At 31.3% G+C, this 22,055-nt stretch carries 18 protein-coding genes and 1 pseudogene; 6 read left to right on the top strand and 13 right to left on the bottom strand.

Translation table 11 applies throughout. The features are described from left to right. Positions 1-95: 95 nt before the first annotated feature. A complete protein-coding gene (yedE, locus tag L8X30_RS00990) occupies positions 96-1,310 on the top strand; it encodes a selenium metabolism membrane protein YedE/FdhT (RefSeq protein WP_263678551.1) in 1,215 nt (404 codons plus the stop codon). Then, on the top strand, positions 1,307-1,534 hold the full coding sequence (gene yedF, locus L8X30_RS00985; protein ID WP_263678550.1) for a sulfurtransferase-like selenium metabolism protein YedF: 228 nt from the start codon (positions 1,307-1,309) through the stop codon (positions 1,532-1,534). The genes yedE and yedF (L8X30_RS00985) overlap by 4 nt, the downstream gene beginning before the upstream one ends. A 17-nt stretch (positions 1,535-1,551) precedes the next feature. Here the strand turns inward: yedF (L8X30_RS00985) and putP are convergent, their stop codons facing one another. From putP to nspC, 11 genes are all read right to left on the bottom strand, one after another. Continuing rightward, positions 1,552-3,033 (bottom strand): sodium/proline symporter PutP, encoded by a 1,482-nt coding sequence (gene putP / locus L8X30_RS00980; protein WP_263678549.1) that lies wholly within the window; start codon positions 3,031-3,033, stop codon positions 1,552-1,554. A gap of 17 nt (positions 3,034-3,050) precedes the next feature. Then, the gene (locus L8X30_RS00975) at positions 3,051-6,548 is read right to left on the bottom strand and encodes a bifunctional proline dehydrogenase/L-glutamate gamma-semialdehyde dehydrogenase (protein ID WP_263678548.1); all 3,498 of its coding nucleotides are present in this window, start codon (positions 6,546-6,548) and stop codon (positions 3,051-3,053) included. 140 nt (positions 6,549-6,688) lie between these two features. Next, positions 6,689-7,720 carry a selenide, water dikinase SelD gene (selD, locus tag L8X30_RS00970; RefSeq protein WP_263678547.1) on the bottom strand — a complete coding sequence of 344 codons (1,032 nt, stop codon included), beginning with the start codon at positions 7,718-7,720 and terminating at the stop codon, positions 6,689-6,691. Continuing rightward, positions 7,717-8,295, bottom strand: coding sequence for a sulfurtransferase-like selenium metabolism protein YedF (yedF, locus tag L8X30_RS00965; RefSeq protein ID WP_263678546.1), 579 nt, complete (start codon positions 8,293-8,295; stop codon positions 7,717-7,719). The genes selD and yedF (L8X30_RS00965) overlap by 4 nt, the downstream gene beginning before the upstream one ends. Positions 8,296-8,343: 48 nt before the next feature. Then, a complete protein-coding gene (locus L8X30_RS00960; protein WP_263678544.1) occupies positions 8,344-9,072 on the bottom strand; it encodes a winged helix-turn-helix domain-containing protein in 729 nt (242 codons plus the stop codon). Positions 9,073-9,127: 55 nt separating this feature from the next. Next, positions 9,128-9,697 carry a formate dehydrogenase FDH3 subunit beta gene (fdh3B, locus tag L8X30_RS00955; protein ID WP_039662920.1) on the bottom strand — a complete coding sequence of 190 codons (570 nt, stop codon included), beginning with the start codon at positions 9,695-9,697 and terminating at the stop codon, positions 9,128-9,130. A gap of 10 nt (positions 9,698-9,707) precedes the next feature. Continuing rightward, positions 9,708-12,530, bottom strand: coding sequence for a formate dehydrogenase subunit alpha (locus tag L8X30_RS00950; protein WP_263678542.1), 2,823 nt, complete (start codon positions 12,528-12,530; stop codon positions 9,708-9,710). A 16-nt stretch (positions 12,531-12,546) separates the two neighbouring features. Further along, positions 12,547-12,750, bottom strand: coding sequence for a twin-arginine translocation signal domain-containing protein (locus L8X30_RS00945; RefSeq protein ID WP_012661099.1), 204 nt, complete (start codon positions 12,748-12,750; stop codon positions 12,547-12,549). 176 nt (positions 12,751-12,926) lie between these two features. Next, positions 12,927-13,607, bottom strand: coding sequence for a molecular chaperone (locus tag L8X30_RS00940; protein WP_263678540.1), 681 nt, complete (start codon positions 13,605-13,607; stop codon positions 12,927-12,929). 63 nt (positions 13,608-13,670) lie between these two features. Next, positions 13,671-14,600, bottom strand: coding sequence for a formate dehydrogenase subunit gamma (locus tag L8X30_RS00935; RefSeq protein ID WP_263663798.1), 930 nt, complete (start codon positions 14,598-14,600; stop codon positions 13,671-13,673). Positions 14,601-14,736: 136 nt separating this feature from the next. Further along, positions 14,737-15,900 carry a carboxynorspermidine decarboxylase gene (gene nspC, locus L8X30_RS00930; RefSeq protein ID WP_263678538.1) on the bottom strand — a complete coding sequence of 388 codons (1,164 nt, stop codon included), beginning with the start codon at positions 15,898-15,900 and terminating at the stop codon, positions 14,737-14,739. Positions 15,901-16,032: 132 nt separating this feature from the next. On the opposite strand from nspC, the gene L8X30_RS00925 reads away from it, so the two are divergent. Genes L8X30_RS00925 through L8X30_RS00910 form a run of 4 tightly spaced genes read left to right on the top strand, consistent with a single transcriptional unit; the run spans position 16,033 to position 19,441 of the window. Next, positions 16,033-17,577 (top strand): multicopper oxidase family protein, encoded by a 1,545-nt coding sequence (locus tag L8X30_RS00925; RefSeq protein WP_263678537.1) that lies wholly within the window; start codon positions 16,033-16,035, stop codon positions 17,575-17,577. A gap of 9 nt (positions 17,578-17,586) precedes the next feature. Continuing rightward, on the top strand, positions 17,587-17,808 hold the full coding sequence (locus L8X30_RS00920; protein ID WP_039617593.1) for a molybdopterin synthase, small subunit: 222 nt from the start codon (positions 17,587-17,589) through the stop codon (positions 17,806-17,808). A gap of 3 nt (positions 17,809-17,811) precedes the next feature. Continuing rightward, the gene (locus L8X30_RS00915) at positions 17,812-18,258 is read left to right on the top strand and encodes a molybdopterin synthase catalytic subunit (RefSeq protein ID WP_263678535.1); all 447 of its coding nucleotides are present in this window, start codon (positions 17,812-17,814) and stop codon (positions 18,256-18,258) included. Position 18,259: 1 nt separating this feature from the next. After that, entirely contained in the window at positions 18,260-19,441 is a 1,182-nt protein-coding gene (locus tag L8X30_RS00910; RefSeq protein ID WP_263678533.1) for a molybdopterin molybdotransferase MoeA, read from the top strand. Here L8X30_RS00910 and L8X30_RS00905 read toward each other — a convergent pair. Together L8X30_RS00905 and L8X30_RS00900 are read right to left on the bottom strand one after the other, a co-directional pair. Continuing rightward, positions 19,438-20,930, bottom strand: a pseudogene (locus tag L8X30_RS00905) (N-6 DNA methylase). The gene L8X30_RS00910 and the pseudogene L8X30_RS00905 overlap by 4 nt on opposite strands. Next, positions 20,931-22,001: a Fic family protein gene (locus L8X30_RS00900; RefSeq protein WP_263678532.1), complete on the bottom strand. Its 1,071-nt coding sequence runs from the start codon at positions 21,999-22,001 to the stop codon at positions 20,931-20,933. It lies immediately after the preceding pseudogene. Between the last annotated feature and the right edge of the window lie 54 nt (positions 22,002-22,055).

The following is a 22,055-nucleotide window of genomic DNA, read 5'->3' as shown; positions in this document are numbered from 1 at the left end:
ATTTTTAATAATATTTTATTTTGTATAAATTTATTAGCTATAATACTAACTTTATTAGTGTCAAGTTTTGACAATCACAATTTTTGGATACGACAATGCATTCTTTCAAACAATCTTTTTTTATAAATTTTTGGGATAATTCCAAAGGCATGATTATGCTTGGAATTTTAAGTGCTATTTATTTTGGAATTTTTGGTAGTGTTTGGGCAGTCACTGGCGAAATGACGCGCTGGGGCGGAGAGTTTTTAGAATTTTTTGGCATAGACTTAAGCTCTTATTCTTATTATCAAAAGCAAAATTTAAGTGGCAGTCCCTTAACAAGAATTGATGGTATTATGCTTATAGGTATGTTTATAGGGTGTTTAAGTGCTGCATTTTTAGCAAATAAATTCAAATGGCGCTTACCTGCTAGCAAAATTCGAATTTTTCAAGCTATTATAGGTGGAATTTTATCCGGTTTTGGTGCAAGACTTGCCTTTGGTTGCAATTTGGCAAATTTTTTTACAGGTTTACCTTATTTTTCTTTGCATACTTGGGTTTTTACCTTATTTATGATTTTAGGGATTTATTTAGCTGTTAAAGTTTGTAATCTAGCACCTTTTAAACCAAAAGCTAAATTACAACGTGTATGCAAAGAAAACCAATCATTAAAAACACAAAATAAAACTGCAAAGATATATTTTTATATAGGACTTGGTGTATTTATAATTTTTATAACTTATGTTATATTTATACTACAAAGACAACCTTTAAATATTAAAAATAAAGAAAGTATTCTTCCTTTAGCGTTAATATTTGGCTTTGTTTTTGGTTTTATCATATCTAGAGCTCAAATTTGCTTTACTTCTTGCTTTAGAGATTTATTTTTATTTGGTAGGGATAATGCCATAAAGGGTGCTTTAATAGGTATGATTATAGCTTGTTTAATAGCTTTTGCTTTTATCTTACAAGGGCACACTAGCAAAATAATAGAAATATCACCAAATATTGCTTTAGGTGCTTTTTTATTTGGCTTTGGGATAGTTTTTGCCGGAGGATGCGAGTGTGGCTGGATGTATCGAGCTTGTGAAGGACAAAGTCATTTTATTATAGTGGGTATTGCAAATATTATTGGCACTATGATATTAGCTTTAAGTTATGATTATTTTCCAAATTTCTTAACAGATGGAGTAAAGATTCATCTTTTAAATGAATTTGGTTATTTTAATGGTTTAGTAATCAATTTAATTTTATTTGCAATTTTATTTTTATTTATATTAAAGTTTAAAAAATCATTCTTTTTCAAACAAAATAAAAAAGGAAAAATATGATTATTCATCATAGTTTAAATTTAGAAGGTGAGGCTTGTCCATACCCTGCTATAGCTACTATTGAAGCCTTAAAAGAACTAAAATCAGGTGAAGTCTTAGAAATTTTATGTGATTGTCCGCAAAGTATCAATTCTATACCTCAAGATGCTAAAAATCGTGGTTTTGAAATTCTAGAAATAAATCAAGATGGTCCAACGCTTAGATTTTTAATTCAAAAGCCTTAAAGGCTTTTGAATATATATTAAAGATGTTTTAACATTGTTTCATAAGCTGCTTTAGTTCCTGGGCGCACTTTTGTAACCAAGCTCACTAAAACAATCACAATAGATGCAGCTAAAAATCCTGGAATGATTTCATAAATAGGAAAATTAAGCCACTCAGCCAAGAAATTTTTATATGCTACAACTACAACTGCACCTGTAATCATACCTGCAATAGCAGCATATCTAGTCATTTTTGACCAAAATAATGAAAAGAGCATTACAGAACCAAAACTTGCTCCAAACCCTGCCCAAGCATAAGCTACTATGCTTAATACGCTTGAGTTTTTATCAGTAGAAATAACAAAAGCTATCACGGCCACTGCTAAAACACCAAATCTACCTAAAGTCATTACCATTTTATTAGACGCTTCTTTATTGAAAATTCTTTTATAAAAATCTTCTGCTATAGTCGAACTTGAAACAAGCAATTGTGAACTTGCTGTACTCATAATAGCTGCCAAAATAGCGCTTAATAAAATACCTGCTATCCAAGGATTAAAAAGTAATTGTGACATTACGATAAAAATCTTTTCAGGATCTTGTAAACTAAGTTCAAATTTACTCACATAAGCTATACCTAAAACACCTATCAAACAAGCACCAATTAAAGATATAACCATCCAAGAAATTCCTACAAAAGTAGCAGTTGGGATGTCTTTAGTTGAGCGTATAGACATAAAACGCACCAAAATATGCGGCTGACCAAAATATCCAAGCCCCCAAGAAAGCGCTGAAACTATGCCTAAAAAGCTTAATCCTTCTCCCATAGAAAAAGTATTTGGCTTAATTTCTTTGACTATATTAACAGCTTCACTAAAGCCACCCAAATGATAAATCATCACTATAGGCACGATAATCAAGGCACTCATCATTAATAAACCTTGAATCAAATCCGTCCAACAAACTGCCTTATATCCACCCAAAAATGTATAAGCAACTATAATAACAGTTCCTGTAGTTAAAGCATAATCATATTGAATTCCAAAAGTTGCTTCAAAAAGTTTTGCTCCACCTACAAGTCCTGAAGAAACATAAAAAGTAAAGAAAATTAAAATAACAATAGCGCAAACCACTCTTAATATATGCTTATCATCATCAAATCTTGTTTCAAAATAATCTGGAATTGTAATAGAATTTGCAATCACGCTAGTATAAATTCTAAGTCTTTTTGCTATAAAGGCCCAGTTTAAAAACGCTCCTATACTAAGACCTATTGCAATATAACTTTCAGCTAAACCACTTACATATAAAGCTCCTGGCAAACCCATTAAAAGCCATCCACTCATATCAGAAGCTCCAGCACTAAGTGCTGAAACTACCGGCCCCATAGAACGACCACCTAAAAAATAGTCCTCTGAATTTTTATTTTGTTTATAAAAATAAAATCCGATAAAAAGCATTAATGCTGAATATGCGACAAACATTATCGCAATTTGAGTATTAATTTGAACAACCTCCATTTTATCTCCTTTTTATATTATTTTAAAGCACGAATGCCTAGATTTCCATAACGATGGAAAGATATACTTAAAGCTTTTTCATTGTGATATAAAAGCAACTCAAAACGTCCATTCATTAAAGGCTTAGCATTAGCGATGATTTTTGCGCCACCTGCTGCCTTTATGAAAATTTCATCATTAACATCTAATGGAGCAAAATAACGAATTCTTTCATAATCAGCTATTTTGCTAATGAAATTTTCTTTACTTTCTTTAAGGAATAAAGTTTTTGAACTAATTTTTTGATTAATCTTTTGCACAAGATCTATTTTTTCATGTTCATCATAACTTAAAATAAGATCAATATTTAGCACACTAGCTGCTAAAATAACTCCTAAAATATCTTTTAAGCTATCATCTTTATGCACTCTATAGGCGATATTTTTAACCTTTGTATAAGAGAAAAGATTATCCTCACCTCTTATATTGACATAATCTTTCGCACTTGCAAATTCATGTTTTGCATGATAAGCATAGCTTCTTGCCATAGCTTTAATGACTTCAAAATCGGCTTTATCTTTTTCATTTAAATCCAAGCTTAAAGCATTTAAATTTGATACTAATTCATTGTCTAAAACATTTTGATCAGCTTGACTTTGCTCTATGTCTAAAAATTGGGTAATGTAATTATAAATTCCAACTTTTCTACCAAAACCAATGGCTGATTTTTTAATACCACCAAAAGGTTGTCTTAGAACTATAGCTCCTGTTGTTGGTTTATTAATATAAATATTTCCTGCCTCTATGTGAGTATGGAAGTATTCCCATTCTCTCTCATCTAAACTTTCAAATCCTGCTGTAAGTCCATAACCTGTAGAATTTACTATATCAATAGCTTCTTTTAAATCTTTTGCTTTCATTACAGTTAAAATTGGTGCAAAAAGCTCATTCATATGCGTAAAATCACCTTTTTTAGTACCATATTTAATCCCTGGAGTTAGAAGATAAGGATTATCATCTATAAATTTAGGTTTTAAAGCCCAACTTTCATACGGAGCTAATTCATCTAAAGCTTTTTGTAATTTCACATCTGGTTTATCTGCTAAAGCTCCAAGTTTATTTTTAAACACAAATGGATTTCCAACCGCCATAGAACTAGCAGCATCTACCAAAGTCTTTTTGAACTCTTCATCATTATAAACTTCTTCTTCTAAAACTAGTAAAGAAGTAGCAGAGCATTTTTGACCTGAATTTGAAAAAGCTGAATGAATGATATTTTTAATCGCACTATCACGATCAGCAAATTTAGAAACAATAGTTGCATTTTTACCGCCTGTTTCGGCACTTAAAAGTAAGGTTGGATTAGCTTTGAGCATTGCATAAGCAGTTTCTTCTCCACCAGTTAATACTGAAAATTTCACACTTTGATCAACAAGTAAATATTTTGATATATCACTACCTTTAGCAGGTAAGAAAATCAAAGCATCCTTAGGAATTCCTGCATCCCAAAAGCATTTACAAAGCATATAACCTGTTAACATCGATAAAGATGATGGTTTATATATCACTTTATTTCCTGCGGCCAAAGGTGCTGCTATGGTTCCTACTGAAATACCTACTGGGAAATTCCATGGTGCAATCACCACGCCTATGCCTTTTGCTTTAAAAGTAGTATTTGGATTTTGCTCTTTTAGTTTTTCCAAAGAATGTGGGTAAAATTCTAAAAAGTCTATAGCCTCACTAACTTCAGGATCAATTTCTAAGAAAGTTTTTCCTACTTCTAAGGCTGCTATACCTATTAAATCTCCTCTACGCTCTCTAACAAGTTGAGCAGTTTTTGCTAAAATTTTATAAATTTCATCATGACTTAAATCACTAAAATTTGAGCTCTTAGCTACATCTAAAGCGTATTTGATCTCTGCTTGGCCTGCTAAGTGTGCTTTACCTATAGTGCGATTTTTGATTTTATCTTTAACTTCTACTACTTGTAAATTTTCGTTTTTAATTTCTTCTTTTGCAACCGGATAGACATCATAATTTTCTAAATTTTCATACTTAGCTCTTATACCCTTAGCCCATTCTCTATTTGCTTTTAAGATAAAGTCTGTGTCAGGTTCGTTTTTAAATTCTTTACTCTCATAAGAACTAATAGCCTTTGTTTCATTATTTCTATCTTGAGTTCTATGAGTAGAATTATCCAAACTAGCAACACCTTCTAAAGATTTTAGAAATAATTCTTTTTGTATTTGCCAATTTTTATCATTAATTTTAAGATTGAAAAAATATCTCATGAAATTATCTTCACTAGTATTTTCATCAAGTCTTCTTACTAAGTATGCAATAGCATTGTTAAAATGTGCTTCATCACAAACTGGTGCATAAAGTATAAGATCATGCATTTTAGAAAGCTCATAAGAGCATTGTAAACTCATACCCTCAAGCATTTCAAAAGTAAAAGATGATAAAGCTCCAGCTTGTGAAATTCTAGTATAAGCATAAGCAATTTCAAATAAATTATGACTTGCAATACCTATATTAATATATTTATGATTATCTCCCTCTAAGACAAAATCAAGCATTTTTTTATAGTTACTATCGGTGTCAATTTTTTTATAAAAAGTAGGTAAAGCCCAACCTCTTTGTGAGGCTATAGTTTCTTCACTTTCCATATTCGCTCCTTTAACAAAGCGAATTTTTATAGGCTTCATACCTTTTAAAACTCTTTCTTTAGAAAAAGCAAAAAGTTTTTTCAAATACTCATAAGAATCAGGCAAATAAGCTTGTAAAACAATACCTGCTTTAATATCGTATTTTGCAACACTTTCCATAAAAGCTTCAACGGTTAATTCTAAATCTCTAAATTCTTCCATGTCAAGATTGATAAATTTAGACACACCTTGCTTTTTTTCTTCCTCTAAAGCAAGAGCATATAATTTATCCAATCTTTTTACCACCTCATCTTTAGAGTATTCAAAATCAATGATATTGATTTGGGAAAAAATGGTAGTAATTTTAATAGAAATATAAGTAATATAGCTTGTTTTTAATGCTTCTTCGTATTTTTTCATCCTATAAGCACTCTCAGCCTCACCCAAAACCTCTTCACCAATTAAATTTACATTTAAAGTGATTTTATCTTCATCTTTTCTTTTACGCATATGAGGTTCTAAAACACTAGGATTTGCATCTAAAACCATAGCTTTAGTATCTTCTCTTAAATGCTTAATGAAAAATGGCACACTAAGAGTTGGTGCAAATTTTCCAAAATTTAAAAATGAAAAAAGTAAAAATTTTTCAAAAGCACTAAAAAAATCAGCTATACCATATTTGTTTAAAGTATGTTCTATAAGCTCAAAACTCGCGCTTTTATCTTTACATCTAAAAGAGCGATCTAAAAGCTCAATTAACATTACTTTATTTTTAGGATTATTTAAAAGTTTTTGCATTTTGGCATGAAATTCTTTTTCGCTTTGAGAGATATTACTTTCTATCTTTCTTTGTAATTCTTCAGCTAATTGCAAAGCTTTTTGTATCATTTTTTCCTCCACTTTAATAGTTAATATGTATTTATGATACAAAAATTGCAACGAAAATCAACATATATTTATTTGTAATTTATTTTTTTATGTAAAAAAGTAACAAATATAAACATATATTTTTGATTGTAAATAAAATATTAGCGCAATAATAAATAATTATGAGTATTTCTTACACATCTAGCAATAATCTTTGCTTCAATATTATGATCCTTTAAGATTTTTAAAGCATCAATTGCTTCATTTTCACTCATACTAGCTAAAAGTCCACCTGAAGTTTGAGGATCAAAATACACTATATCCTCATCTTTTTCATTTAAATTTTCAACCCAAATTTTTAGACTATCTTTATTTTTATAAGCTCCGGCTGGAATAATCCCTATATTAGCCATTGATAAAACTCCATCCATTAAAGGAATTTCATTTTTATATACTTCTATCATAAGCTCTTTATTTAACATTTCTTTTAAATGTCCCAAAAGACCAAAACCGGTAACATCACTTAAAGCACTAAGACTTTTAAACCTCTTTAAAATACGACTTGCATAAAGATTTAAAAAACTCATTTGTTCTACTGCTTTTAAAATCTTTGCTTTTTCTAGCAAACCAGCCTTGATAGCAGTACTAATAATACCACTACCTATAGGCTTGGTAAGTAAAATCACATCACCATCTTTTGCGCTATTATTAGCTATAAATTTCTTAGGATGAACTACACCTGTTACACTAAGACCAAAAATAAATTCATCATTTTCTATAGTATGCCCACCTACTAGCACAGCACCAGCTTCTTCAACCTTAACTCTAGCACCTTCTAACACTTCAAGTAAAATTTCATTATTAAAATGACAAGTATCAAAGCCTACAATATTTAAAGCATTAATCACCTCAGCACCCATAGCAAATACATCACTTAAGGCATTTGCAGCAGCTATAGCGCCAAAATGATACGCGCTATCAACCACAGGTGTGATAAAATCAAGAGTTTGCACTAAAGCTAAATCTTCATTTAGCTTATAAACACTTGCATCTTCATTATTATCAATACCACTTAAAATGTTTTCATGCGGTTTTAAAATGCCAAGAATTTTGTCAAGACCCACCGAGTCTAATTTGGCAGCTCAACCCGCAGCTTTTACATATTGGGTTAGTTTTTGATCTTTATATATCATAAAGAGATAATCTTTGCCTTTCCAAAAAGTTCATTTAAAATTTCATAAGCATTACCTATTTTACCTATTTTAAGCTCTTTGCTTTTGCCAAAAAATTCCAAACATGCCCCACAACTATAAATTTCAACTCCTAAATTTTCAAGTTCCTTCATAGCTTCAAATGCCATATGAGAGCAATCAGTATTCATCAAAACACTATCATTAACACAAAGGATTTTTGCAGGTTTATTTGGTAAATCTTTTAAAGTTTTTAAAAAGCCTAGCATTAGATTTTTTCCAAGTTCTCCCTCGCCTACCCTATCGCTTTTTAAAAATAACACATTGTATTCTTGTAATTTTTTTTCTTGAGTTTGAGCTATATTGTCATCTTTTACAATGCTAATAATACTCTCATCATCTAAATCTTTAACATTAAATTCCAAATTTAAAGATTTTAAAAATCTCATTACATTTTCTTTAGAAGCTTGAGAATTTAAAAGAATTTCTAAATTTTCATTTTCTTGTAACTCTTCTAAAGCTTTTTTTGTTTCTATCACAGGACGTGGACAAGCTAAATCTCTACAATCAATTTTCATCTTTTACCTTTTTTATTTAATGATATATTGTTATAACTTGTATTCAAATTAAGTTTTATCTTTTTCTTGATTTTTCTTGAAAAATAATTCTTTAAAGCGTTTATTGGTGTATTCTTCTACATCTTGTTGTAAAATTTTAAAATTTTGAATTAACTCATAAGCTCTTGGAGTAAGTTTGCTACCTGACTCACTTCCTCTTCCTTTTTTAGCAATAAGTAATTCTTCTTTCATATTTTTTTCTAAATCTTGTATATAAAGCCATGCTTTTTTATAATTAATCCCTAGTTGTTTAGCTGCTTGAGAAATACTTCCACATTCTCCTACTAATTCTAAAATATCTGTTTTACCTTTACCAAAAAGCAATTCTCCATCAGAATTTTCTACCCAAATTTTACTTTTTACATGAAATTTTTTACCTTTTTTTTCTTCAAAACAACCAAGTTCACAGTATTTAACATCAATCTTATAAGTTTTAAGTGTAGCTCTCATATCAGCCATGTTAAAGTCTTTAGCACATTCTAAAGCATCTTTGCATGATATGCGACGCTTAGAATCTAATTTTGTTTCTAATTTTTCCAAAATTTCACTTTTTGCTATATTTTTATTTAACTTGCCAAATTGACCTAGCTCACAATCTGAAATTTTTACGCCTAATTCTTTTATAATGGCTTGAAAATCTTCTTTAGAGTATTGTTTTAAAAGTTCTAGTGCTTTTTTACAAGTAAGTTTATTATTTTCATCAAGATTTTTTTGAATTTGTAAAATTAGCTCTTCCATGAATTAACCTTGGATTATAAGTAGTAAAAAAGGGTGCTTGTAAACACCCTTTGAGTTATTTTGCATCAAGTCCTAAGTTTTGACCCTTGAGTAAAACTCTTTTTCTATACATTGCACTAACTTCAGCTGCATCACCAACCAAAAGTGCATTTGTAGAACAAACCGCAGCGCACATAGGTACTTTACCTTCTGCAATACGATTTTGTCCATAAAGCTCTCTTTCTTCATGAGAGTTAGTAGGCTCAGGACCACCTGCACACATAGTACATTTGTCCATTTCACCCTTAATGCCAAAAGCACCGTCTCTTGGAAATTGTGGAGCACCAAAAGGACATGCATAAAGACAATACCCACAACCTATACAAGTTTTTTTATCATGTAAAACAATACCATCAGCTCTAATATAAAAGCATTTTACAGGACAAACTTGCTCACATGGAGCGTCTGTGCAGTGTTGGCAAGCAAGAGTTGTTGAAAACTCTTTGCCTTCTATACCTTCATTTAGAGTGATTACTTTTCTTCTATTAATTCCCACTGGTACTTCATGCGCACTTGAACAAGCTACTTGACAAGCAAAGCAAGAAATACAGCGATTATTATCTACATAAAATTTCATTCTAGCCATAACTTACCCCTTAAGCCTTTTCAAGTCTGCAAAGTCCTGCATTAAACTCAGAAATTTGCGTATTTATATCAAAACCATAGTTAGTAACCGTGTTAGAACTTTCCCCTATAGTATAAGGTTTAGTACCTTCAGGATAATTGTAACTTAAATCCACTCCTTGCATAATACCTGCAAAATTATAAGGCAAGCAAATTCTATCTGGTGTAACTGAATGATTATGTACACATTTTACTTTAATCTTAGTACCTTGTGGCGAGTGAATCCACATCATATCACCATCATTTATACCATATTTTAAAGCAAGTTCAGGGTGTACATTAGCAAACATCTCAGGTGTGATTGCAGCAAGATATTTACTAGTTCTCTCAAGCATACCCGCGCCACTTAAATTTACTAAGCGCATACTTGAAATAATAGTTGGAAACTCTTTACTCCAATCTGTTTTTTGTTGCTCGCTAATAAATTTACTTTCAACCCTAAAGTTTTTCTCTTGATCACCCCAAGTAGGATATTTTTTAACCAAATCCCAGCGAGGCGAGTGAATAGGCTCTCTATGTAGTGGAATAGGATCAGCAAATTCCCAAACTTTCATTCTCGCTCTTGCATTACCTAAACAACAAGCACTTTTTTCCCTACATTTTTCTAAGATTATACCTGAAATATCTGTGCTCCAGCTAGCGCCCATTAATTCTTTTTCTTTATCGCTTAGTTTAATATTAAACACTTTTTCGATATTTTCTTTAGTGATTTGCGGGTAGCCACCTTTAACTTTACATCCTTTTGGAGTAAAGGCTTCATCTGCTAATTGAGAATGCCCATCATGCTCTAAACCAAAGCGATTTCTAAAGCCCATACCACCTTCTTCATAAGGAATATCCGTGTTCCACATGATAGAAGTACCTGGGTGTTGTTTATCCCAACAAGGCCAAGGTAAGCCATAATATTCACCTTTAACTTCACCACCAATACCTCTTTGAGTATCAGGATCAAAATGTTCCCAATTTTGTTGGTGTTTTCTTAGACGTTCAGCTGAAATACCTCTTAAGCCTATACTTAAAAGACCATTACTCATTTCTCTTGTGGCATCATCAGGCCATATGAAATTATCATCACTATCATCTCTTGTTTGTACAAGTTTATGATCTTTTAATTCCATTTTCATACCACGAGTGTATTCTTTATAAAAACCAAATTTTTTAGCAAAAGCAAACATAATCTCTTGATCTTCTTTACTTTCATAAATTGGTTTTACTACTTGAGAACGCCATTGCATAGCACGGTTAGTCGCTGTTACATAACCTTCTGTTTCAAATTGAGTACAAGCTGGGATGATATAAATACCATCTGGACGATCTGCTAAAACCGCTACTTCATTTACAAAAGGCTCAGCAATTACGATCATATCAAGTTTTTTAAGTGCTTCTTGAATTTTTACCGTATGTGCCATAGAAGTAATACCTGTTCCTTGCACCCAAAGTACACGGATAGGTGAGTTAGAATAAGTTTTCTCTTCATGTAAAACGCCTTGCCACCATTTTGCTAGCGAAAAGCCTTTTTCATGCATCCATTCTTTAGAATAAAATCTTGAATTTAAATACTCTCTTTCGACATTCCATACATTAGAAAAATGATTCCAAGCATTATCATCAAGTCCATAATAAGCTGGTAAAGTATCAGCCAAACAACCCATATCAGTAGCACCTTGAACATTATCATGTCCTCTGATGATGTTTGTTCCTGCGCCTGGTTTACCTATATTACCAAGAACAAGTTGTAAGATAGCTAGAATTCTTGTGTTAGAGCTACCTACTGAGTGTTGAGTAATACCTAAAGCCCAAAATAGCGTAGCAGGTTTGATTGTAGCTAGCATTCTTGTGATTTTTTCAAGTTGAGCAGCTGGAACGCCTGTTACATCTTCTACAACTTCAGGAGTCCATTTAGCAGCTTCTGCTTTTATTTCTTCAACCCCATAAGTTCTAGTTTTGATTAATTCTTTATCTTCCCAACCGTTTTTGAAGATCAAATGAAGCATACCATAAACTAAAGCTATATCTGTACCTGGACGAATTCTTACGTATTCATCAGCATGTACTGCAGTTTTTGTAAATACAGGATCTACAACTACTAATTTAGCATTATTACGATCTTTTGCTTGCAATAAGTGTTTAAATCCAATAGGATTAGCCACAGCAGTATTTGCACCAAAAATAATCATCATTTTTGAATGTTTAGTCACATCACCAAAATGATTTGTCATAGCGCCATAACCCCATGTATTCGCCACACCGGCGACTGTTGCGCTGTGTCAAATTCTAGCAACGTGGTCTATATTGTTAGTACCCCAAAATGCTGCAAATTTTCTAAAATAATAAGCTTGTTGGTTATTAAATTTAGCCGAACCTAAGAACATAACGCTATCAGGTCCATTTTCTTTACGGATTTCAAGCATTTTATCACCAATTTCATTGATAGCTTGCTCCCAAGTTAAACGTACCCATTTGCCATTTTCTTTTTTCATAGGATATTTAATACGCTGTTTTGATTTAGTAAGATCGATTTGATCTATCCCTTTACAGCAGTGTGATCCTTGAGAAATAGGATGTTCTATAGCGTTTTCTTGACGCACCCAAACTCCATCTTGCACTTCTGCTTTAATTCCGCAGCCTGCACTACAGATACTACAGATTGTTCTAACAATCTTAGAATCTGGATAAGGATTTGCTACTTCTTGTTCACTTGCAGCTCTAATAGCTTTGTTTTCACTACCAAAAGCCGCACTTCCAAGACCAGCAATACCAGCAAGCTTAAGAAAATTTCTTCTTGCTAATGCCATCTTCTTCCTTTCTTAATTAGTAAGCTATTTTGTAGTATTTTTCCCAATGCATAGTTTTTTTATAAAGCACTTCTTTTTTAGTACTTTTTCCTAAAACTACGGTATTTTGCTCTTGGTAATCATCTTTAGCTAAAGCATTAACGCTCGCTCCAGCTACTACCCCTAAAGCACCAATTTTCAAAGATTTTTTTAAAAAATCCCTTCTTTGATTGGCCTCCATGTTCTCTCCTTTGAAATAAAAGTAAAGAATAACTATAAATACTTAATTTTAAAGTATTTACACACTTAAACATTATAACTTTTGCATATTTTCACTTAAGATTTTATTTAATTTCTATTTTCATAAAAAGATGATTTTGATAATATGTATTTTGGTAACAAAATACATATTTATTTTTATAATTTGCTAAGTTCTTCTATATTTGTTTTACTAAATTTAGTAGGAAGTCTTGGTTCATAAGGAAGTCTTTGTAAAGCTTCATCTGCTATACTTTTACCTTCTTTTTTTATAGGTGCTTGTACTTCTAAATAAGCTCTTTCGTTTGTAAAAAAGACTTTCATAATATTGGCAATAGCAATGTAAAAATTTGAGTTTTTATGGATTTGTAATTTTTCTATAAACTCATCTATTACAGGGTTTATCACAAAGCGAAATAATTGCTGTGCAACTTTTAAATCATGCTCAATAATACTTGCCATAAAAGCAAACAAAAAGCCAAATTCATCTTCACTTTGTCTGCAATCTTCTTTTTTTCTAAATTTGGTTTTTCTAATGATTTCACAAGCTTGAAGTTTCATTTTACCATCATCTCTACCCTCATCATAAAAAGAAGCACTAATAGGCACATTCACATAAGAAAAATCAAAAAATACCCCATTTTGTTCTTCTTTAAAACTTACAAAATCGCATGCGCTAAGTTTTTCAAAATCAGATTTTAAACTATCATCTAAAGGACTTTGAGCTAAAACTAAAACTTGCTCGTGCCAAATTTTAAATTCATTTTCATCGATAAAATTAAAAGCTTTTGAAAAAAATTCATAAAAATATTTACGCGAAAGATCAATATCTTGTATCATTAATTTTCCTTGTTATTTTTATTTGATTATAACAAGGAAAATTTAAAAAAATCAAGTGAGATTTTAAAATTTTGTTTTAGAATCGTAAGTAAATGATGGATTGATTTGTTTTTTATCGCTTAATTCTTTATACCAATAAGAATGTAAAATATAAACTTCCTCTTCTTCTTTATAACCACTAATCATAGAATGGATACTTCCTTTAATAGCAAATACAGCCATATAAATATGAATAGCAAAAAATACCGCGCATAAAATACCCAAAATATTATGGATGATAGCTGAAGCTCTTAAAATATCTATATGAGAAATTCCAAAAATAGATTGTAAAGAAGTAGAATTAAAATCAAGGAAAAACATAAACGCACCGGTGATTATCATCAAAAATCCACCAAAAACAGCTATATAATACCAAGATTTTTGACCAAAATTAAACTTGCCAGCAGGCACAGGTTTTTTCTCTTTACTTAAATATCCACCAACCATCATCATCCATCTTAAATCATAACTTGCAGGAAGCATTCTTTTAATCCAACATAAAAGCATAGGAATGATAGAAATGATAAATAAAATAGTAGCAATGCCATGTAAGTTTTTACACATTCTTACAAAAAATCCACCACCAAAATATGATCCAAAAATCATAATAAGACCGGTTGGCACAAGGATAATCCAAGAAATTGCCGCTACAAAATGAAACAATCTTTCAAATACTGAAAAGGCATAAATTTTCTTACCATCATGAGAAAATTTCTTTGGACCTATGACCATATAATGCAATGCAAAAGCTGAAATTACCACTATAAGTATAATCAAAACAGCACTTGCAATATATTCACCTTGTAGTTTAGTCCACAAAGCACCAAAATTTTGATAACTTTCTATATTCATCACTCTTTGCACATCCCAAATTTGAGTATTTTTAACTTCAAAATTTTCTTGAGCAAATAGAAAGTTAAAACAAGCTAAAAGAGCTAGTATAACCCTATGCATAAATTACTCCTAAACATTACACGCTAGAAAAAGCTTAGCGTTGTAGTTTTGTTAATTTTCAGTTTCCATTTTTATTTTAAAAAAAGTTTTATTTAAAAAACATAAATTTGCAAAAAACTACAAAAAAACTCAATTTTTAGTTTCTTTTTGAATAATTTTCATAACCAAATTCTCTTACCATAGATAAATTTTCCTTCTTATCCAAGAACATTAAATTTGGAAGCCTTACTCCATTAAAAGTGGTGTTTTTAACTATGGAATAATGGATTTGATCTAAAAATACTATTTTTTGCCCTATTTTTAACTCTTGATTAAAAGCATACTCACCCATGATATCCCCTGCTAAGCAAGTATTACCACCAAGTAAATAAGCAAATTCATTTTCTTTTAACTCGCTATATTTTTCCCCATCACGGCTTGACAAAATTCTAGCATTTAAAACCTCGCTTGTATAAGGCATGATAATAGTATCTGGCATATGAGCTTCACTTGAAGTATCTAAAATAGCTATTTTTTTCTCATTTTCTACTATATCTATCACACTTGCAACTAAAGTCCCACACTGCCAACCCACAGCCTCACCTGGCTCAAGATACACTTGCACCCCGTATTTATCGCTAAATTTTTTACAAAGATCAATTAATTTTTGCACATCATAGCCTTCTTTTGTGATATGATGACCCCCACCAAAATTAACCCATTTCATATTTTTAATAAATTTTGAAAATTTAGCCTCAAAAGCTTTTAATATAAGCTCTAAAGAATGCGCACTTTCTTCACACAAAGCATGAAAATGAAGCCCACTTATAGCACTTAAATCTTCATTTTCAAAATCAATCGCACGAATTCCTAATCTTGAAAATCTACCACAAGGATTATAAAGTTCTTTTGGAGCCACTGAAAGCTCTGGATTACAGCGCAAACCAAGAGACTTTTTACTTGCTTTGTCTTTAAATTTTTTAAACTGATTAAAAGAATTAAATACTATATGATGTGAAAGATCGATGATTTCATCTATTTCATCCTCTTTAAAAGCAGGTGAAAAAGTATGAATTTCTTTATCCATATATTCTTTTGCAAATTTAGCTTCCCAAAGCCCACTGCAAGTACAGCCTGATAAATACTCACCCACTATATCCATAGCACCTGAAAAAGCAAAACCCTTTAGAGCAAGTAAAACTTTTGCTCCACTTTGCTCGCTCACTTTAGCCAAAAGCTCACAATTTTTTCTAAGTTTATCTTCTTCTAAAATATAAGCAGGAGTTTGAAAGTCTTTATCTAAATGATTTTTAATTAGCATATCTTTCCTTAATTTTTTGATTTAAAACCACTTGTATAGCAAATCATATTAAAATTATATCTTGTTTTTATAATTTACAATCATTAATCAAATAATAGTTATAATCAAAATTAATTTAGGAGTAAAAATTTAATGGATAGAAGGTTATTTTTAAAATTTAATGCTTTAAGTTTAGCAAGTATTAGTAGTGCTTATGCAATGGGAGATCATTCTCATCACAATATGCACTCAAAACATACACAAAAAGATACAAAAGAAATCGATACTTCTTTTATCAAACTAGAAAATCCAAACATTAAATTACTCGATGAAAAAGACTTTCCTAGCGGAGGAGCATTAGCAAATTTAAAACTTCTAAAAAATACAAGTACAAAGAAAAATTTCTTTAGATCAAGTATAGAAATCAAAGAAAGTCAAATAGAACTTGTTAAAGGTAAAAAAACAAAATGCTTTACTTACAATGGCTCTATACCTGGACCTAAAATAGAAGTTTATGAAGGTGACACTGTAGAAATTTTGGTAAAAAATAGCTTAAAAAAACCAACTACTATCCACTGGCATGGACTTGATATACCACCTGAACAAGATGGTAATCCACATGATCCTATCATGCCTAGTAGAGAAAAAATTTATCGCTTTAAACTTGGAGAAAATTCAGCAGGAACTTACTGGTATCATCCACACCCACACTATACCACAGCAAAGCAAGTTTATAAAGGTTTAGCAGGGGTATTTGTAGTTAAAGCTAAAAAAGATGCATTGTCGCATTTACAAGAACAAGATTGGGTGATTAGCGATTTGCGTTTAGATGAAAATGCACAAATTCCTGATAATAATTTATTTGATTGGCTAAATGGTAGAGAAGGAAATTTAGTTCTTATCAATGGACAATTAAAGCCAAAAATAACACTTGACAAAGCTCAAAGAATTCGTATTTATAATTTTTGTGCGGCAAGATATTTAAATTTACGCATTAAAGGCGCTAAATTTATTTTAGTAGGGACCGATGGAGGGCTTATAGAAAAAGGTATTGAATTAGATGAGTTATTTTTAAGTCCTGCTTCAAGAGTAGAAGTACTAATCAAAGCAAGTAAGGGTGATTTTAAACTTGAAAGCATTTATTATGACCGCGATAAAATGCTTGTTAAAGAAGAACCTTACACTCTTATGCTAGCTGATCTTAAAGTAGAAAAAACTATAGAAAACATACCTGAAAAATTACGCGAATTTCCACCTTTAAAAGAAGCTACAAGCTTTAAAGAAGTGATTATGAGTGAAGATCATATGCAAATGCATGGTATTGATAAAAAAAATGAAGAAGAAATCAAAAAAAGCCTTGCTTCTATGTTTTTAATCAATGGTAAAACATTTGATATGAATAGAACTGATTTAACCTCAAAATTAAATGAAGTGGAAGAATGGGTGGTAAAAAATTCTTCACATATGGACCATCCTTTCCATATACATGGAACACAATTTGAACTCATATCTTCTAAATTTAAGGGTAAAATAACAAAAGCAAAATTCAGAGCATTGCAAGATACGATTAATGCAAGACCTGGGGAAGAATTAAGACTTAGAATGAGTCAAAAATTTACCGGTATTAGAATGTTTCACTGCCATATTTTAGAGCATGAAGATCTTGGAATGATGGGAATTTTAGAAATCAAAGAATAAAGGTAAAAAATGGTAAAAGTTGAATTTCTAGGGCCAATTAACAAAGAAAGCTTAGAACTAAACGTAAGCAATCTTAAAGAATTAAAAGCAATTTTAGGGCAAGATGAAAGCTTAAAAGAATGGCTTGAGCTTTGTGCGGTTGCTTTAAATGATGAAATGGTTTTTGATGATGAAACTACCTTAAAAGATGGAGATAAAATATGCTTATTACCACCGGTTTGTGGAGGATGAGTCATGTTTGAATTACATCAAGGAGCCTTAGAAATTCCTAGCATTTATGCTAGATGGTATGAATATGCTAAAGACAAAAACTGCGGAGCTTTGATCACATTTTGCGGTATAGTTAGAGCTGAAAATGAGATTGAAGCTTTGAGTTTTGATATATATGAGCCTTTATTAAAAACTTGGTTTGAAAAGTGGTGCCAAAAACTTGCAAATGAAAATGTAAGCTTGATGTTTGCTCACTCTATCGGTGAGGTTAAGGTGCATGAGAGTTCTTATTTTACTGGGGTTTTAAGTAAGCAAAGAAAATTAGGACTTAAGCTGATTAATGACTTTGTAGAAGATTTTAAAGCAAGTGCACCTATATGGAAATATGATATCATTAATGGTGAAAAAATTTATGCCAAAGAACGCTCTTTGAAACTTCAAGGAGCAGGAATTTTAAGCACTAAGGACTAAAATGCTAACTTCTTATAGCCAAAGTTTAGACATACTTCATTCACACATACAAACATATGAAAAGATAGAAAACATCGCCTTAACACAGTGCTTAGATAGAATTTTAGCCATAGACATCAAAGCTTCTACTAACAACCCTCAATTTCCCACAGCCTCTATGGATGGCTATGCGATCAAATTTAGCGAACAAGATGAGCCTTTGTCTATCATAGGCGAAGTACCTGCGGGAGTTTTTCCAAGCTTTAAAATACAAAATAAAGAATGTGTTAAAACATTTACAGGGTCTTTAATGAGTGAGGGTTGTGATACCTTAGTGCCTGTGGAAAAAGTAGAAGTTAAAAATAACATGGTTTATATAAGAGAAAAAGTTCCACAAGGCTTTGCTGTAAGAAAGGTGGGAGAGAGCTACACCAAAGGTGAAATTTTACTCACAAAAGGCACAAAGCTAGGCTATAGCGAGATAGCACTTTTAGCCGAGCTTGGACACTTTCATATTAGCGTTTTTGCTAAACCTATCATAGGCGTGCTAAGCAGTGGAAGTGAGATCAAAGACTTAGGCGAAAGCTTAGAACACCCTGCACAAATTCGCTCATCAAACCATGTAGCTATAGCTAATATGGCAAAAAAACTTGGTGCTGAAGCTAGAATTTTCCCACTTTTAAAAGATGATATACAAAAAACTCCAAGTGTTTTAAAACAAGCACTTAATGCGTGTGATATTTTAGTTACCACCGGTGGAGTTTCCATGGGGGATTTTGACTTTTTAAAGCAAGCTGTTAAAGAGTATGAAATCATCATAGATAAAGTCGATGTAAAGCCTGGCAAACACATCAAAATAGCCAAATTTGAAGACAAATTCATCTTTGCCCTGCCGGGTTTTCCATACTCGGCTATGGTGATGTTTAATTTATATGTAAGAGAACTTTTAAATGCTTGGCTTTTACAAGAAAAAGACTATGTATTTAAGGCATTTGCAAATACTGACTATAAGAAAAAAAGTCCACATTTAGAATTTGTAGCTTGCAATGTAGAATTTAAAGATGGAAAAATTTATGCCAATTTAAAAGGTAAAAAACAAGGCTCAAGTGCCATCATCAACAACCTAAATAACAAAGCTGCACTTATGATAGCACATGGTGATATAAAAGAAAATGATTTAGTGGATATTGTTTTAATGCCTTAAACAAGTGCTTTTTGAATTTTTTCAAAAAGCATTTTTGCTTGTTTTTGATTTTGCTCTAACTCGCTTAAAATTTCCTCTACTTCACGCAAAGTTTTTTCTTCTTTTACGTTTGGGTTTTTAGCACTTAAATCATAATTTCTTTCTTCAAGTTCTTTTTTACTTACCAAATAAGAATTAGCCGTGATTTTTCTTTCTTTATAACATTTTAAAAATTCTTGTAAATGCGTGTATTCTAAAGGTTTGTTTTTAGTCAATTTAAAAGGTGGTACAAGCTCATAGTAATATACACTTTCATCGTTTTCACCACAAATGCTTCTTTGCCCTTTAGAGAAAAAAAGCACATTAGTTTTAACCGCACTATAAGGTAAAAATATCCCACTTGGCAAGCTTAAAACACATTCAAGATTAAAATTTTCTAGCAAGTCTTTTTTTACACTCACAAAGGCATTTGAATTTTGAAAAAGCACCCCTTCAGGCACTACTATGGCACATCTTCCATTGTTTTTCAAAGACTTTAAAATATGCTGCAAGAACAAAAGCTCGGTAGCGTTTGATTTTACAGGAAAGTTATTTTGAATTTGATCTTTTTCTTTACCACCAAAAGGAGGATTTGCCAAAATCACTTCGTATTTTTCATTTTCAGTTATGTCTGTGATTTTTTTATTTAGAGTATTAGTTTTGATGATATTTGGGGACTTAACCTCATGTAAGATCATATTCATCACACCCATTGCATAACTAAGCGGAGTTTTTCTTTACCGAACAAGGCATCATTTTGTAAAAATTCAAGTTCTTCCACACTCAAATTTGCTTTTTTCTTTTTTGCCCTATCTTCATAAAGAATATGCAAAAAACTCTCTACTAAAAATCCACAACTCCCACATGCAGGATCGTAAATTCTCTCTTTTGCTTTAGGGTCTAGCACCTCCACCATAACTCTAACCAAAGGTCTTGGGGTATAAAACTCCCCGCTATTTCCCCCATCGCTTCCCATGTCTTTTAAAAGCTTCTCATAAACCTCACCCAAAGCAAATACATCACTTTCTTTGCTAAAACTTAGCTCATCAACTAAATTTATAACCTCTCTTAAAGTATGGCCATTAGCTATGCGGTTGTCTATAAATTCAAAAATTCCACCTATCTTATACTCTATGCTTTTGAAATTTTCATTATCTTTAAAACTTTTTAGGTATGGAAAAAGCTCATCATTCACAAAGCTTAGCAAATCACTTCCACTTAAAGCGTTTTTTACATCAAGCTTTCCTTCACTTGTTTTAGGTGCTGCCCAAGCCCTCCAACTAAATTTTTCTTGCAAAATAGCCTTATAAGGCTTTTCATCTAACTCAGCTTCTAGCTTTAACTCTTCTTCATAATCATCTAAAAATTTCAAAAAAAGCACCCAACTAATCTGCTCACTATAATGCATAGCACCGCTTATGCCATCATCGCGTCTTAAAATATCTGTGATTTTATCGATTTTACCTTGCATTTAAAAAATTCCCTTTCTAAAAAGTCTTAAAAGTTCTATATTAATATAATAATTATTTCTACCCATTTTAATACACTCTAGCACCCCTAAATTTTCACAAATTTTAAGGTATTTTGAGGCACTTTGCCTAGAAATATCTAATTTATTTATCAAAAAGTCTATCTTTGTATAAGGATGAGAAAACAAAAGCTCCACAAAGTCTTTGCTGTAAAAATTCGTTTTATTTTGCAAAATTTCACCTACATTAGACATCATTTTTTCTATTATAGTAATGGTTTTTATCGTTTTTATAGCAGTTTGCTCTACACCTTTGAGTATGTATTCTATCCATTCTAAAATTGCACCTTCATCGCGTACTTTTTGTAAAAGATTATAATACTCCTCTTTGTTATTTACTATATAAGCACTTAAATACAAGATAGGCAAATCAAGCAAGCCTTTATAAACCAAATAAAGTATATTGATAATCCTGCCTGTTCTACCATTACCATCGTAAAATGGATGTATGCTTTCAAATTGATAATGAATGATTGCCATTTTTACCAAAAAATCAAGTTCATCTAAAGTATCATCGTTGATGTATCGCTCCAAATTTCCCATAAGTTCTTGTATATCACTAGGATTTTGCGGGGGAGTGTGTTTGATTTCTCCTGTAGTAGGATTTATCAGTGTAGTTCCGCTTTGTTTTCTAAAACCTGCATTATTTCTTTCTAGTCTTTTTTGAATTTCTAAAATATGTGCATTTCTTAATAATTGCTCTTTTTTTAAAAGCTCATATCCTTTTTTTAAAGCATTTTCATAGTCTTTCACTTCTTTTGCCGCTCTTGTAAGTTTACTTTCATCGATTTGAGATAAAAAAAGTTCATCGTGAGTGGTAATAATATTTTCTATCTCGCTAGAATCTTTAGCTTCTTGCAAGATCAAAGCATTGATTAATATATTTGGATTAGGCATGCTTTTGCTAAGTCCATTTAACTCCGCTAATTTTCTCGAAGCCCTAATGATGAGACCATAAATATTTGCATTTAATTCTATATCTAAAGGAAGTTTTGGTGGTATGAATTCTTTCATAATTTTTCCATATGTTAAAATTTTTTAAAATTTTTAACATTATAAAAAAATATG

Source organism: Campylobacter sp. CNRCH_2015_0338h (assembly GCF_025772785.1).
Classification (GTDB): domain Bacteria; phylum Campylobacterota; class Campylobacteria; order Campylobacterales; family Campylobacteraceae; genus Campylobacter_D.
This window is presented reverse-complemented; position numbering and strand designations above follow the sequence as displayed.

Coding starts and splice junctions, on each gene's coding strand:
- yedE (WP_263678551.1), top strand. CDS start 96: ATGCATTCTTTCAAACAATCTTTTTTTATAAATTTTTGGGATAATTCC.
- yedF (WP_263678550.1), top strand. CDS start 1,307: ATGATTATTCATCATAGTTTAAATTTAGAAGGTGAGGCTTGTCCATAC.
- putP (WP_263678549.1), bottom strand. CDS start 3,033: ATGGAGGTTGTTCAAATTAATACTCAAATTGCGATAATGTTTGTCGCA.
- L8X30_RS00975 (WP_263678548.1), bottom strand. CDS start 6,548: ATGATACAAAAAGCTTTGCAATTAGCTGAAGAATTACAAAGAAAGATA.
- yedF (WP_263678546.1), bottom strand. CDS start 8,295: ATGAAAATTGATTGTAGAGATTTAGCTTGTCCACGTCCTGTGATAGAA.
- L8X30_RS00960 (WP_263678544.1), bottom strand. CDS start 9,072: ATGGAAGAGCTAATTTTACAAATTCAAAAAAATCTTGATGAAAATAAT.
- fdh3B (WP_039662920.1), bottom strand. CDS start 9,697: ATGGCTAGAATGAAATTTTATGTAGATAATAATCGCTGTATTTCTTGC.
- L8X30_RS00945 (WP_012661099.1), bottom strand. CDS start 12,750: ATGGAGGCCAATCAAAGAAGGGATTTTTTAAAAAAATCTTTGAAAATT.
- L8X30_RS00940 (WP_263678540.1), bottom strand. CDS start 13,607: ATGATACAAGATATTGATCTTTCGCGTAAATATTTTTATGAATTTTTT.
- L8X30_RS00935 (WP_263663798.1), bottom strand. CDS start 14,600: ATGCATAGGGTTATACTAGCTCTTTTAGCTTGTTTTAACTTTCTATTT.
- nspC (WP_263678538.1), bottom strand. CDS start 15,900: ATGCTAATTAAAAATCATTTAGATAAAGACTTTCAAACTCCTGCTTAT.
- L8X30_RS00925 (WP_263678537.1), top strand. CDS start 16,033: ATGGATAGAAGGTTATTTTTAAAATTTAATGCTTTAAGTTTAGCAAGT.
- L8X30_RS00920 (WP_039617593.1), top strand. CDS start 17,587: ATGGTAAAAGTTGAATTTCTAGGGCCAATTAACAAAGAAAGCTTAGAA.
- L8X30_RS00915 (WP_263678535.1), top strand. CDS start 17,812: ATGTTTGAATTACATCAAGGAGCCTTAGAAATTCCTAGCATTTATGCT.
- L8X30_RS00910 (WP_263678533.1), top strand. CDS start 18,260: ATGCTAACTTCTTATAGCCAAAGTTTAGACATACTTCATTCACACATA.
- L8X30_RS00900 (WP_263678532.1), bottom strand. CDS start 22,001: ATGAAAGAATTCATACCACCAAAACTTCCTTTAGATATAGAATTAAAT.